General features: G+C 59.4%; 9 protein-coding genes, 2 tRNA genes and 1 CRISPR repeat array. Of the genes, 9 read left to right on the forward strand and 2 right to left on the reverse strand.

Annotated elements, in window-relative coordinates; genetic code table 11:
* Nucleotides 1-117 precede the first annotated feature (117 nt).
* From csrA to KDG50_13875, 3 genes are all read left to right on the forward strand, one after another.
* Complete coding sequence (csrA, locus tag KDG50_13865; GenBank protein MCB1866501.1) at nucleotides 118-327, forward strand: carbon storage regulator CsrA; 210 nt, start codon at nucleotides 118-120, stop codon at nucleotides 325-327.
* 472 nt (nucleotides 328-799) lie between these two features.
* Nucleotides 800-892 (forward strand) — tRNA-Ser (locus tag KDG50_13870).
* Between the two features lie 184 nt (nucleotides 893-1,076).
* Nucleotides 1,077-1,153, forward strand: a tRNA-Arg gene (locus KDG50_13875).
* 191 nt (nucleotides 1,154-1,344) lie between these two features.
* Here the strand turns inward: KDG50_13875 and KDG50_13880 are convergent.
* Complete coding sequence (locus KDG50_13880; GenBank protein ID MCB1866502.1) at nucleotides 1,345-1,548, reverse strand: helix-turn-helix transcriptional regulator; 204 nt, start codon at nucleotides 1,546-1,548, stop codon at nucleotides 1,345-1,347.
* A 149-nt stretch (nucleotides 1,549-1,697) separates the two neighbouring features.
* On the opposite strand from KDG50_13880, the gene KDG50_13885 reads away from it, so the two are divergent.
* The 4 genes from KDG50_13885 to KDG50_13900 all read left to right on the forward strand — a co-directional run bounded on the left by KDG50_13885 (nucleotide 1,698) and on the right by KDG50_13900 (nucleotide 4,540).
* On the forward strand, nucleotides 1,698-1,937 hold the full coding sequence (locus KDG50_13885) for a hypothetical protein (protein ID MCB1866503.1): 240 nt from the start codon (nucleotides 1,698-1,700) through the stop codon (nucleotides 1,935-1,937).
* Nucleotides 1,930-3,111, forward strand: a complete 1,182-nt coding sequence (locus tag KDG50_13890) for a site-specific integrase (GenBank protein ID MCB1866504.1) — start codon at nucleotides 1,930-1,932, stop codon at nucleotides 3,109-3,111. The genes KDG50_13885 and KDG50_13890 overlap by 8 nt, the downstream gene beginning before the upstream one ends.
* The gene (locus KDG50_13895) at nucleotides 3,108-3,395 is read left to right on the forward strand and encodes a hypothetical protein (GenBank protein MCB1866505.1); all 288 of its coding nucleotides are present in this window, start codon (nucleotides 3,108-3,110) and stop codon (nucleotides 3,393-3,395) included. Before KDG50_13890 ends, KDG50_13895 begins: the two co-directional genes overlap by 4 nt.
* Before the next feature lie 338 nt (nucleotides 3,396-3,733).
* Complete coding sequence (locus KDG50_13900; protein MCB1866506.1) at nucleotides 3,734-4,540, forward strand: hypothetical protein; 807 nt, start codon at nucleotides 3,734-3,736, stop codon at nucleotides 4,538-4,540.
* A gap of 117 nt (nucleotides 4,541-4,657) precedes the next feature.
* Here KDG50_13900 and KDG50_13905 read toward each other — a convergent pair whose 3' ends face one another.
* Complete coding sequence (locus KDG50_13905; GenBank protein MCB1866507.1) at nucleotides 4,658-9,697, reverse strand: hypothetical protein; 5,040 nt, start codon at nucleotides 9,695-9,697, stop codon at nucleotides 4,658-4,660.
* Between the two features lie 360 nt (nucleotides 9,698-10,057).
* On the opposite strand from KDG50_13905, the gene KDG50_13910 reads away from it, so the two are divergent.
* Both KDG50_13910 and KDG50_13915 read left to right on the forward strand, forming a co-directional pair.
* Nucleotides 10,058-10,417 (forward strand): type II toxin-antitoxin system RelE/ParE family toxin, encoded by a 360-nt coding sequence (locus KDG50_13910; protein MCB1866508.1) that lies wholly within the window; start codon nucleotides 10,058-10,060, stop codon nucleotides 10,415-10,417.
* Between the two features lie 5 nt (nucleotides 10,418-10,422).
* The gene (locus KDG50_13915) at nucleotides 10,423-10,761 is read left to right on the forward strand and encodes an XRE family transcriptional regulator (GenBank protein MCB1866509.1); all 339 of its coding nucleotides are present in this window, start codon (nucleotides 10,423-10,425) and stop codon (nucleotides 10,759-10,761) included.
* A 46-nt stretch (nucleotides 10,762-10,807) separates the two neighbouring features.
* A CRISPR array of direct repeats spans nucleotides 10,808-12,739; the repeat unit is 36 nt; unit sequence GCTTCAATGAGGCCTTGGCGTAATGCCAAGGAATTC.
* Nucleotides 12,740-12,891: the final 152 nt, after the last annotated feature.

A 12,891-nucleotide genomic window follows, 5' to 3' on the forward strand; every position in this document is an offset into this window, starting at 1 on the left:
GATTGTGCCTCGGGTGAAGGCGCAGATTGGTTGGGGGGGCCACGGCGACATCGCTTGCCGCGGTCCGTTGTGATGGAAACATGAGCCGGCGGGAACGTTGCCGGCCGGAGGACGACAATGTTGATACTGACGCGCAGGGTCGGTGAGACCCTGATGGTCGGTGACGAGGTTACCGTCACCGTGTTGGGTGTGAAGGGCAATCAGGTGCGGATCGGCGTCAACGCCCCGCGCGAAGTCGCGGTTCACCGCGAGGAGATCTACCACCGGATCAAGGCCGAGGAAGCCGCCCGCGCGGCCGTTGCGGCCGTCACCGGCGGTCAGGGCTAGCCCGCGACCCGGTGGGTCGCAGGCGACGGCGTCACGGCCCACCGATTCCCACAATCAGACACAGGCTGGTTCGCCACCCACGGGCGAGGCGGATCGGTCAGCCGGCCGAACGCCAGCGGTCGCGGTCGGGCAGCCCCGTTCGGGCCGTACCGAAGTGAACCAAGGCAGATCGGAGGACTCAATCGCCTGGAGCGATTTGAACGCCGCGCAGCGGTGGCCCCGAAGGGGCGCAGGGCAGGGAGCCCAAAGTAACGCGCTCCCCTGCGCGGGCCGAAGGCCCGCTGGTTTATACGGCAGGGAGCGGATCAGAACTGGAGAGATGGCCGAGTGGCTGACTAAATCGCCGGGAGCGATTTGAACGCCGCGAAGCGGCGGCCCCGAAGGGGCGCAGGGCAGGAAGCCCGAAGTAACGCGCTCCCCTGCGCGGGCCGAAGGCCCGCTGGTTTATACCGGCAGGGAGCGGATCAGAACTGGAGAGATGGCCGAGTGGCTGAAGGCGCTCCCCTGCTAAGGGAGTATGGGGTCAAAAGCTCCATCGAGGGTTCGAATCCCTCTCTCTCCGCCACTTTCCCGACGCGTACCGACTGCGCGCGGATTGACATCCGGCGGTCGCGAACCCAAAATGCCGCGTTCACTGCCGGCCTCGTTCCGAGCCGCGCAGTATCCGGATTGAACCGTGAAACCCATGCGTTCGGTCCGTGGCCGCCCCTGACAGCGCCACGCGCGAGCGGCCTCAGGCGATCAGCAACGCGCCCGTAGCTCAGTTGGATAGAGTACCTGGCTACGAACCAGGTGGTCGGAGGTTCGAATCCTTCCGGGCGCGCCAACTTTCTCCCAATAGTTCAATCACTTACGTCGGTCGCTCGAGCGACCGACGTTTGTCATCGATCGCTTGGGACCAGATTGGGACCAATCTGGGACCAGCGCAATTCTTACCGTTCTATAAAACCGGCAAATTGACTCCCTGTCATGGGACCAATAGGGCTACCGTCAGTATTGGAGGAATGGCCGGGCGATCTAGTCGACAACAAACTCGAAGAGTTCCCCGACTTTGCAGCGGAACAACCGACATAGACGATCGATCGCATCGAGGTCGACGCGACTGGCCGTCTCGTTGTACAGCAGTGTGACGGTGTTTCGATTGAGGCCGGTCTCCCGGGCGACATCGGCAATCTTCATCTTCCGTTCGCCCATCATCCGGGACAGGTGACAGCGGATCATCTGCGCCCCTGGATAAATAAATAACATCCTAGATCGCAATTTGTATTGACAAATACCATTTTCAGCTCCAAAATGTCATTCAGAATGACGAAATAATTCGCTAGGCGGCAATTCGTCATTCAGAAGTCATTCTCAACTAGGAGCTAGACGTGAAGCAACAACTCACCTACCTGACCACCGAATCGCTCGCCCTTCGGATTCACTACGACCCGCGCACCATCCGTACCCACCTTAAGGACAAGGTGTTGATCGAGGGAATCCACTACTTCCGGCCCTTTGGTGGTCGGAAGATCCTCTATATATGGGAAGCGATCGAACGGGACATGGTTCGGCCTCGAAATACGGAAGTATCGATTCCGATGGCCTCGGGCGGCGTGTGCAATGGTTAACGTTCGCGCCCGGCGGGAGACCGGGAAATTACACTTCGATTTCTATTACCGGAACATCCGCTGTCGGGAGTACACGACACTTCAGGACAGCCGTGAGAACCGGCGCAAGATGGAACGGGTCGCACGGAAGATGGCCGCCGAGATCGAACTCGGAACGTTCGACTATCGAAGCTACTTTCCCAACAGCAGTCGCGCCGCGGCATTCGACGACGCGGCGAACGCGGAAGGTGGAAGTGGATCGCCCGACACCCCCCTGCTGAAGGAATTCGCCGGGATCTGGCTCATGGAGAATGAGGTGGGCTGGCGCAACAACACCCGGGTGACCAACCGCTCCACCGTCAGGCGGCATCTTGTGCCTGCCTTTGGAGATCGCCCGATGTCGGAAATCACCAAGGCGGACATCCTAGCCTTTCGCGCCGAGCTGGCAAAGATCCCGGGCCGGACAGGCAACGCGACCCTGACGCCGAAGACCATCAACCACACCGTTGGGCTGCTCGGCATGATCCTCGCCGAGGCTGCGGACCGTTACGGTTTTTCGAACCCCATGGTCGGCGTGAAGCGGCTGAGGCAGCCGCGCAAGGTCATCGAGCCCTTCTCGATGGAGGAGGTGCGCCTGATCCTCGACGCAGTAAGGTCCGATTTCCGCAACTACTTTACGGTCCGATTCTTTACCGGGCTGCGTACTGGAGAGCTCCACGGATTGAAATGGCAAAACGTCGATTTCGGCACCAGACAGATTCTGATACGTGAGACCTTTGCCAAGGGGCGAACCGAATACACCAAGACCGATGGTTCGCAGCGTGAGGTCGAGATGTCGTCGATCGTCCACGATGCACTGCGCGCCCAGCAGGTGGTGACCGGGCCGGGCAGCTATGTGTTCAGCACCGCCACAGGCGGCCCGATGGATGTGCACAACGTCACCTACCGGGTCTGGTATCCCCTGCTGGACCGACTGAAGCTCGCCCGCCGCCGTCCCTACAACTGTCGGCACACGGCCGCGACACTCTGGCTGGGCGCTGGCGAGAATCCGGAATGGATTGCCCGCCAGCTCGGGCATACCACCACCCAGATGCTGTTCCGGACGTATTCGCGATTCGTTCCGAATCTAACGCGCAGGGACGGTAGTGCGTTCGACCGGTTCTTGGTCGGGGCGATGCAGGGAAGCGCCAAATGAACGTAAATGAGTCGATCCTCTTGGAAACCGAAAGCAGGCGTCGCGAGCTCCAGAAACGGGCAACTCGCCTCACTGATGCGCTGATGTTATCGATGAGTATTGGGCATGGTGGATCGTTAGCGTTATTTGTTGGCTCCGAAAAGGCAAACAATCGCGACGCCATCCAAGGTTGGGTACTGAGGCAGCTGCCGGAGCTGGCGGAGTGTTCTGATATGCACGCACTCCAGATCCTAAGGCGCCGTCTGGCCGACCTGCTCGATACAGGTCGCGACCCAACGCTGTAGCTCTGGTTCGTTGCGCCTCCGCACTGGGGCCTAGGGCGTAAGGTCAAAGACAAGGTCAATTGTAATAAAGGGGCAGATTTTGGACAAAGTTAATCGTCCCAAGTCAATTGTCACAAACCAAAAAGTGTCCCCAAACCCCAAAAATGCAGGAGTCTTTTTGCGAACTACGCACGTAGACCACCATAGTTCGCTGCCACTCCCGGGTTTTTAGCTGTCACGATCCTATCTGGGCCTATCGAACGACGACCGGAGTACGAACGCACTCAGTAGATTCTCCGGCTTTTGGTCTGCGCGTCGGGAGTCGCCCGGATTTAAGAATTGCCAGCATCGGCACCTGTGTGAATTTTAACGAGGCAACCGAAATGTATGTAGTAATAACAGTGAATGCGGATCACTCCACGCCGCCAAGCAACAAAATTGCCGCTGGAAGACTGGCGGACTACGCCGGTACTTTGGCCCGAGCTATTGAGAAGGGCGAACAATTTGCCGTCGTTACTCTGCAGATGCGTCGACTGGACCTGCGCCAGGACGCGGCGGAGTACACCCTCGATGTACGCACGTTGGGTCTTGAGTCTTGGGACGCGGAGATGACGCTGCCCCTCGAAAAACCTTGGGAACCAGATCTATTGGTCCATCACTTCGAGCTGCAAATGAAAGAAGCGGCATTGTCAGCCGGAGCGACCGCGGCTCGGACCCTGGATCTCTACCGCCGTGTGCTAATAGACGGTCGAGCACTCACGCCGCCCGTTATTCCATCGAGGGGGAAAGATGGCGAAGACGAGGATGGCGATCAAACCTATGGCCAAAATCCGTCTACCGGCCCTCAACCTACGCATCCATCCGGGCGGCAGGAAAAGAAAGTTGCAAACAGCAAAAAACGCCCCGTACCGCAATGGACTACACGCTGGTTCTCGTCGGCTCGGGCGCTTGTAGTCGATGAATCCGGCCGGGCTATCGACATACATACAGACGGGGGACATATTATCGAAGCCGATCTGCCGGATGGGGTGCTGCCCGCGGACGGATCACCCCTGACTGATCAACAACGACTCGCGGTCCTGCGAGAGTTGGGCGCAGAATTTTCCCGGCTGATCGCCGGTCTTCAGCCATCGGGTTCGGCGGACGACAGCAGCGAGCCAGGTTGACACGCTGAGATTCGGCACCCTGCACGCCACGCACGGCGGTCACTCCTGTGCAGTTGTCGCGTTGTGGGCTCTGTAAACAAAACTGACTATTCCGTTTAGCATCGCTCGGTGCCTGCGTTATGTTGCGTCGCTTGACCAGGCAGCGAGCACCAGCCGCAGCAGTTGGGCGCCAGTGCCCGTCGCGATCAATGCTTGCGATGGTAGTGCGGCGGTCGCTGCCTGCAGCGCGCTGCGTACAGACACGTCAGTTGATTGATGGTCCAGTGGATATTGGCGTCGGGTCGCCAGCGATTGCCACGCCCACGCCGCCAGCGATTCTGCGGTAAGACTTGTCTGGTTGAGCGAATCATCCAGCGCTTGGATGAATCCTGCAATCGAATGTGCGCGTGGTCGTCGCGAGTGCTTGGCAGTGCTGGATTGTCGTAGGTACCCGATGCCGTAATCGCGGTCGCATCGCTCAAGCACGCACAGCATCCGTTCAGTCAATTCGGCATCGATCCCAAGTTCGTTGGAGAGCGCATTACCTCTGAGTCCTTGCCGTGCAGCAAGTGCCGCGCGGAGCCAGGGTGCCAGCCTTGGTGCCGCCAATGGAGCGACTTCGGGGGGCGTTTGGCAGATTGCTGCTAACGACATCTCGGAATTGGTTGGCCAGGTTGGAATGTTGTTGGACCAGCGATTGCTCTCACCCGCTTGTGCTCGTTGGCTACGTTGTAGGTACGTCGCCTTGTTCATCCCGATTGCGGTGACTTGTAGATCAATGGTGGGTCCTCGCCACCCGCTTCCAAGAACGGTCTGCAGTGGTATGCAGTGGTCGTACCACGTCAGCGTGGTGATCGGTGTGCCGTGCCCCAGCTGACGTGAGTGATACACATAACGTACCCGTTGTGGCAGCAAAGTTAGGGCACTGCCATCAGTTACGGGCAGAACCAATTCAAATCCATCGAAACCGTGCGGATGGACTGCGATTCCCGCTTGCGTGGCTCTCGTGTGGCGTGCGAGATGCGTACGAGTGGATAGGGCTCCGAGCGGTTTCGTAGCGGCCTGGGCGTACGTGCCGGTAAGTGAATCGATGATCTCGCGCAGAGTCATTCTGTAGCGCGTCGCCAAAAGTTCGCCGCCGACATTAGTCCGGCGTTGGCTGAGCCGATCACACAATGACTGAACTCGGCCTACTCCGTCCTTCCAGTGGGCGATGTCTACTACGCGCCGGGAGGCAGTGGTCTTCAGCGTCCGTCGTCGCCTGGGGTGGATGTGCAGCACAGAGTGCTCAGGCGCAAGCAACAAATCCTCAGTGCGTGCGCCGGCAACCTCGGATACGCGCGGACCCGTATACAGCATGATCTGTGTACCCAGTTCGCCCGCGATCCACGTATGACCCTGGCCGAGCGCCCGAGTACTGCCGGTCACCTGATCGGTCCACGTGCGCAACTGATCGAGTATCCATCCGCGCTCGCTCGCCGTGATCCAGCCCCCGGCTCGTCGGGGCCCGGTTCGCGTTACACCGTCACAATAATCAGCGTCGTCCGGACGGTATCCGTATCGATCAGTGGTCGACCAAAGCCACGACAGCGCCGACAGGGCGGTGCTCTGGTTTCGGCGTTCCACGCTGCGTGCCGCGGTCTGGTAGCGCAGCAGAAATGTGTTGAGATTGTCGGCTAGCCAGTCTGGATCGATCGATTCAAGCGCGCGCGAGCCAGTCCGGTTCGCAAGGTCCGTCAACCGGGTGATATAGGTATAGATGCTGCTGGTCGCGTAGCGATCCTCACCATTTAGGTGTGCCAGTACGGCAATCGCGGTCGCACCGGGGATCGACGTAGGCGGGTAGCGCGAGACAATGTGGTTCGAAAGATCAGCGACTTTCTTTCGGGTGGCTGCGTCTCCCCGATGTTGTGTCAAGGCGTGCACGGCACTGCGCAAGCGTCTCCAATCACGCTGCGCCTCAGTTGGCATTGCTTGCGCAATTGCGTTGACTGAGCGCGAACTGGTCGATGTGATCTCTGCACTGCGATCGGTGACCGCTCCCGACACCGCCGCCGCCAGCCGGTCGGGGGATGGGCCGACACAGTGCAGATCACCACGCTCCCAGGCCGCACGCATGCCGCCGACGGTGATCTGTCGTGCCATGCTGATGATGGCATAGCATTGTGATTCGGTGATGGTACCCAGACCATGGGCCGCCGTGAACGTGCTCCAGTCGCTCTCGGTGGGTACGACGGCTGTGGAGTGCAGGCGAAGCAGTATCGCGACCGCCTGCGACGGCACGATGCGCGCCTCGCGATCATCGTTGTCGCCGTCAGGGGTGGGGACCTCGGCCACGACCAGATCATGGCTGGTCGCAAGTGCGGACAATTGCGCTCGTGAGTCGAGCAGGGCGTCGAGCGTGCGTGGGCAGCTGCCCATACCCCACATCGCGAGCAGCAAACGCGCGGCGATTGCCTGCTGTACCCCCCATTGGTGTTTGGCCTCGAGCAGTTCCGCCATCAGCTTCAGCTCCAGTCCGATGCACAGCCGATAGGCATCGAGATGCACTCGGCGAATGGAGGCAATGGGCCGGTGCGCTGAAACCAGCGGAGGGATGGCCGGGCGTTTGAGTGCTCGATTCTCGGTTGCGCGCGAGCGCAGGGCGCGGTTCAGCGCCGCCAGCATTGCGGTGGCCTCACCGGGCGTGGGACCGCTGCGCATATAGTCCTGAGTGCGTTGTGCGAGTTCGGCCGGGTCCACCAGCCAGGTCTCGGTCGGTTGCAGTTCGTGCATCCATTGGGCGGCCAAATCATCGGCCGCGGCGGACTCGGCGTCGGTCGGAACCGCTGCGTAGCCTTTTTTGATCTGCGCGTAGGTTTTCTCGTCCGCTTTGCTCGCCCCAAGGATCGTTTGTGCGTCGTTCGGTACCAGATCCGGCACGACGCGGTTGCGTCGGGTCGTTGAATGAACCAGCCCAAATCCGAGATCGGTCAGATACGCCTCGAGCGGCCCCGCCATGCGTCGGGCAAATTCGATCGGGCTTTCCGGGTCGACCATGTCATGCGGCGGGGTGTCGATTGCATGGCCCATCTGCTGGGCGATGTCGCCGCCCGCGGCACCGTGCTGCCCGAGTGTGGAGGCAAGGAGATGACGTGCCAGCGGCAGCGGCACGGCCCAGGCCGGCCAGGCGGTCGCAATTCGGTGTCGATTCAGTGGGCGGGCGCTCCCGCTCGAATCAATCCACACCCACAGCGGACCGCTGCCGTCGATCGATGCGCGAAGCGCATCGATGGCGGGTTTCCACTTGTGCCACGAGTCGGTTGAGAAAACCGAAATCGCCCGGGTCGCGGTATGCAGCAATGCATCGACCTGGGCCGCCAGCGCGCTCGTGAGTGCGGCTATGCGGGTATCGACCACGGCATCGGTGCCCTTGTCGTGGACTGTTGCGAGGTGCACGGTCTCCCGCCCGCGACCGACCGAGAGCAGGTCGCCGCGACGAGTCTGGGTAATCGGCGCGGTCCAGCGATGCGCCGTGCAAAGCGAAAACCACGCCGCGGTGTAACAGGCCATGGCGTTGTACGAGGCGGTGGCGCTATCGGTCGATGCGCGCTTTGGCATCAGCGTGGCTGCGGCATGCTCACGCAGCGCGCGGACCGCACGCCGCACCGGCTCGAGCCGCAGTGCCGCACGGGGCGCGCCCACACGAATGACAGCCTGACCGGACGGATCGGCATCGCAGTCGATTCCGAGATCGCCCAGGGCCGCGCAGTAGGTCTTTGCGAGTTCGTCTGCCGTGGTGGCGTAGTAGTGCAGGGGCGCCGGCGACTGATAGCCCGTGCTACCCGTCACCAGCTGCCAGTCCCGCGGGTGTCCCGTGCGCACGTACAGTGCCGCGATGATTGTTGAGCGGATTCGAGCCTCCCCAAGTCGCGGCACTGATGCACGAAACCTGGTCACCTGATCCGATATCAATCGAGTCGATACGCTAAAGTCGTTCGGTACCGACGCCCGAAGTCTGGCAAGTGCTCCGATGCAGAGACGGGGCAGGGGAAGTTCGACGTCGTCTTGTGTCGGATGAAACCAGTCCGGCGGAAGTTCGCGGAGCGGCGGCAGTTCGACCGGCAATTCGCCCCGCCAGGTTCGATCAGTCAGGGAAAATTCGGCCTGGGGATCAGGTTCCTCTCGGAGCCAGGCAGATATCGCCAGCGCCACGTCCTGGGGATGCCGACCCGTGGCGAGCGTCAGTAGCACGCCGATGCACCCGGCCAGTTTCTGTATCTCCCCGTGTGTGCCGGGAGTGGCCTCGAGATCTGTTTCGAGTGCCGCCATGAGCAACCGGGTCTCCGTGCTGGTCAGCACGCGGTCGGTGTTCGGCAGCACCGGACCAAACAGCCGAAGACGCGTGTCACGAACCCATCGGTCCTCGACCACTTCCTCGGTCAGCCAGTCGTCGACCACGTGCGTCGACTCCTCGTCGGGCTCTTCGGTCTCGTCCGGTGCCGTCTCGTCGGGCTCCTCGACGATCGGCGGGATAATCCGGTCGATGATGTCGATCAGGTCGTCGGGCGGGATCTCACCGTCGTCGGGAGGATCGATCTCCGGCGGTGGAGTTCCGTGATCGTCACGCACCCGCACGTAGCCGGACCCCTGTGGCCTATGGGTGATCGGCCCCAGGTCGTCGTCGGGCTCGATCTCGGTGTGGTAATTCTCGAGTAGCACCCGGACCAGCAGGTCGTAACGCGGGCCACGTCCGCCGATACGGGCTAGGAGAATCTCAACCGTTTCGGCAAAACCCGGAGCGCTTGTTGCATCGAGCCACTGGGTCAATAGGCGCGCTGCCTCAGTGTCGACCGGCAGGTGCGGGCGATCGATGGCGCTGGCCAGTTGAGTTGCTGCGCTCAGTGAACCGCGGGGGACGACCGGAGCGGTGGCGAAGGCCAGGATGACGGCGCGGATGCCATCGAGTTCGGCTCGGTCGAAGGGATCAAAAAACGCAAAGCTAAGCGGCGCCTGTCCTCGTACGCCCTGGAATGGATGCCCGTCGTTCGAGTGGTCGGGTCGGAAAGATGGCTGGCTTCTCGTCTCTATCCAGCTCGCGAGTTCTTCGAGCGCCTGAAAGGATGAGGCGGCGATCCACTCGACGTGACGAGTAGTAACCCGTCGAATCACCGTTGCTAACAGTGCGCCGTGCGGCACCCGTGGCCCCCGGGTTACCGGGACCGAGAGTCTGGGCAGGTCCCGGTGTGTCCAGCCGCGGCCGCCGGGGTGTTGATGCATCGGGACTAGAGGCATGAGAGGCTCGAGGCGAAGTGGCTGCGCGGGCTGATTGCATGGCCGGCTTTTAATGTACTTTAGTATTATCCAAACTTTACATGAATGTATCATCGATGTACATATAATCCATTCACAAAGGTCGTGGCCTCCACGCGGCCTTGGCCTGATGACAAGAAGTTCCGCCACGAGGTCGAGCGCGATCCTGGCCCTTCGCTGGAGTAGGACTGGCTCCTGCCACTAAAATGCTCTTGAACCCATATGTTATAAACGGCATAATTGACCATGGAATGGAAAGTTCTTTTCGACGCAGAATTTGAAACCGAATTTGCTTCTCTCTCACAGGACGTGAGGCTGGAGATGCTGGCCCAAGCCAAGCTTCTTGAGGTTTTCGGGCCACAACTCGGACGCCCGCGAGTCGATACCCTTAAAGGGTCTAAGCACGCGAATATGAAAGAGCTCCGTTTCGATGCCGACGATGGGGTCTGGCGCGTGGCTTTTGCGTTCGACCCCACGCGTAGCGCCATATTGCTGGTTGCGGGTGATAAATCTGGCTCCAGTGAAAAGCGCTTTTACAAACAACTGATTGCGAAAGCAGATCAACGCTTCAGTGCGCACTTAACGCGCCTCAAGCAGAAGGGATAGAAGGCATGAAAACGCTCAAAGACATGATTGATGCACTGCCAGCCGACCAGCAAAAGACGGTGGCCGCGCGAGTAGATGAGCTAATTGCTGAAGAGCTCACGTTGCAGGATTTGCGCAAGGCGCAAAACCTCACGCAAAAGCGCATGGCAGAGCTTTTGGGTATCGGGCAGGACAATGTATCGCGGATGGAAAATCGCTCCGACATGCTGCTCTCCACAATGCGCAGTTATATCGCCGCGATGGGTGGAGAGTTGGACTTGATTGTTCGCTTCCCTGATCGACCGGCTGTGGCATTGAAATCGCTGTTTGACACAAACGATACCGAAACTCCGAACCGCCAGTAAAAGGTTTCTACATTTCCCCGACTTTGCAGCGGAACACCTGAGCCGCGCTTCAATGAGGCCTTGGCGTAATGCCAAGGAATTCGACCTCTCCGCTCCAATTACATTTTGGCGAAATCACATTGCTTCAATGAGGCCTTGGCGTAATGCCAAGGAATTCGAACAGGCCATGCAGAAGACGTTGCTGACTGCGCAAGCTTCAATGAGGCCTTGGCGTAATGCCAAGGAATTCATCAGCACTGATCCGGAAAGTGGCTATCATTCGTATGCTTCAATGAGGCCTTGGCGTAATGCCAAGGAATTCATCCTGCTCAGGATTCAGACCGGCCTCAACCTTGGAAGAGCTTCAATGAGGCCTTGGCGTAATGCCAAGGAATTCGCATACACCGGCCCGCGTCTGATAGTCCGCCACGGAGCTTCAATTAGGCCTTGGCGTAATGCCAAGGAATTCCAGGATATGCGCAGAAAGACAAGCTCGAACAAGTCTGGCTTCAATGAGGCCTTGGCGTAATGCCAAGGAATTCGACCACGATCAATATGACCGTATACGCTCAGGACGCCGGCTTCAATGAGGCCTTGGCGTAATGCCAAGGAATTCCGGAATATACCGCGAATGCAGGAACGGCGGCTATCGCGCTTCAATGAGGCCTTGGCGTAATGCCAAGGAATTCCATAGTAGCGGCGCTGCGCAGCCTCTGGCTGAGCTCTGCTTCAATGAGGCCTTGGCGTAATGCCAAGGAATTCAACACGCGCCGCGAGGTCGTGTTCAGCGTTTCGCAGCTTCAATGAGGCCTTGGCGTAATGCCAAGGAATTCGCCGCCCGGGCGTGCGTGGATGCGCCCCCCATACCCCTGCTTCAATGAGGCCTTGGCGTAATGCCAAGGAATTCACAACATCGCGCGCACGTCGAGCTGCTCGTCCTCGCCGCTTCAATGAGGCCTTGGCGTAATGCCAAGGAATTCTCGACGGCGCGAACCCGTCGATGATCCCGACGCGCTGGCTTCAATGAGGCCTTGGCGTAATGCCAAGGAATTCCCAGCCGGGAGCGTGGCGGAGCCTATCTTGCCGTCGCTTCAATGAGGCCTTGGCGTAATGCCAAGGAATTCTGGCCGAGTCTGCCGAAAAGGCAAAAAGATTTGCACTGGCTTCAATGAGGCCTTGGCGTAATGCCAAGGAATTCGTATCATTCGCCGCGATCGCGGCGGTGATCGGACACGCTTCAATGAGGCCTTGGCGTAATGCCAAGGAATTCCGATATTGTAGGCACCCACACTGCCGCCAACATTGCCTCGCTTCAATGAGGCCTTGGCGTAATGCCAAGGAATTCTACCCGAACACGGTCGACGTCGGACTGTACATTCGCGCTTCAATGAGGCCTTGGCGTAATGCCAAGGAATTCACCTATCAGATATACAAAAGCTCAGTAAGCAATGCAGAACGCTTCAATGAGGCCTTGGCGTAATGCCAAGGAATTCAGAGAGTAAGCAAATCAGCAACTGATGCTAAAACCCTAGCTTCAATGAGGCCTTGGCGTAATGCCAAGGAATTCTACCCGCAACCACCAGTGAGTGCGCCGGACGCCTGGCTTCAATGAGGCCTTGGCGTAATGCCAAGGAATTCACATCTCAGTGCTCCAGGTTGCGGCCCGGTCGTGCCGCTTCAATGATGCCTTGGCGTAATGCCAAGGAATTCGTCGGCGATCAGGCGGTCGATCTGCGCCAGCCCCTCGCTTCAATGAGGCCTTGGCGTAATGCCAAGGAATTCCGGTTTTGGAGAGAGCCATAGACCCAGAAACCCCGGCTTCAATGAGGCCTTGGCGTAATGCCAAGGAATTCGTTCCAATAATCCTAGCAAACACTGGCCACACTCCATAGCTTCAATGAGGCCTTGGCGTAATGCCAAGGAATTCCACGCCCCAATAACCGGAGATGAAAATGAAATACTTGCTTCAATGAGGCCTTGGCGTAATGCCAAGGAATTCGTAGTCCGGCCCTTCATGGGGAGGCGACCCACTGCTGTCCCACATTTTCCTCAGGCCCATAGCGCCAGCTGAGGTGGACTGGATTTGTCGACCGGTGGCCGCGGTTTGATCAGTGCCATCAGGTCGCTTTTCGCAAACAGATTGGCCTGCAA

The sequence above is a fragment of the Chromatiales bacterium genome (assembly GCA_020445605.1).
Taxonomy (GTDB): domain Bacteria; phylum Pseudomonadota; class Gammaproteobacteria; order JAGRGH01; family JAGRGH01; genus JAGRGH01.